Origin of the sequence: Staphylococcus rostri (assembly GCF_002902145.1) — a bacterium.
Classification (GTDB): Bacteria; Bacillota; Bacilli; order Staphylococcales; family Staphylococcaceae; genus Staphylococcus; species Staphylococcus rostri.
This window is the reverse complement of the sequence record NZ_PPRF01000126.1, coordinates 1-1,009: the sequence shown is the minus strand read 5'-3', so window position 1 is coordinate 1,009 and position 1,009 is coordinate 1. Positions and strand designations below refer to the sequence as shown.

The window sequence follows — 1,009 nt, the reverse complement described above, 5'->3', positions numbered from 1 at the left end:
GACGGGCAATGATACGTCCAATCAAGTATTTCGGATCTTTCGTTAACTCGCGGACTTTCTCACAAATATCATACAGTTCTTCAAGTGGAATGATTTCTTCGTGTGCCGCGATTTGTAGCACTGGATCCGCAGATGTGTAGACGATTAAGTCGCCTGTTTCCATCTGGTGAGCACCCCACTCGTCAATAATTTGTGTGCCTGACGCTGGACGGTTCGCCACGACTTTACGTCCCGTTAAGCGTTCAATTTCCGCAACAAGTTCATCTGGGAAGCCGTTCGGGTACACTTTGAATGGTTCGTTAATGTTTAAGCCCATAATTTCCCAGTGACCTGTCATTGTATCTTTCCCAACAGACGCTTCACTCATCTTCGTGTAGTAGCCTGCCGGTTCATCGACACGGCCGACAACCGGTAAGTCGTCAATATTACCTAAGCCAAGACGTTCCAAGTTCGGTAACTTTTGGTCAAAGCCTTCTAATGTATGTTTTAAAGTATGTGATCCTTCATCGTTGAATGCCTTCGCATCGGGCGCTTCCCCGATTCCTACTGAGTCCATTACGATTAAATGAACGCGTTGAAATGGTGTTGTCATCACAATCACTCCTATTATAGTTTCTATCTTAATAATCCGTGTCTGCTTCTAACCCTTGCATAATTTGAACGCCTGCGCTTGCGCCAACACGTGTTGCACCTGCTTCTAACATTGCTTGGAAGTCTGCCAAGTTACGCACGCCACCTGATGCTTTTACTTCTACACCGTCACCGACTGTGTCTTTCATTAATTTCACGTCTTCTGGTGTTGCGCCACCGCCTGCGAAACCAGTTGATGTTTTCACAAAGTCCGCACCTGCAGCTTTTGATAATTCGCTTGCTTTCACTTTTTCTTCATCTGTTAATAACACTGTTTCAATAATCACTTTTACAGTTTTATCGCCTGATGCTTCTACAACCGCTGCGATGTCTGCTTGTACGTCATCATAACGACCGTCTTTTAATGCGCCGATGTTAA

At 45.1% G+C, this 1,009-nt stretch carries 2 protein-coding genes; both read right to left on the bottom strand.

The genetic code is table 11. From position 1 onward, the window contains the following. The coding region (locus CD122_RS11325; protein ID WP_103359030.1) for a phosphopentomutase at positions 1 to 592 on the bottom strand (592 nt) is incomplete at its 3' end. Positions 593 to 620: 28 nt separating this feature from the next. Further along, positions 621 to 1,009 (bottom strand): deoxyribose-phosphate aldolase (gene deoC, locus CD122_RS11320; RefSeq protein ID WP_103359029.1); only part of this gene is annotated, 389 nt, incomplete at its 5' end.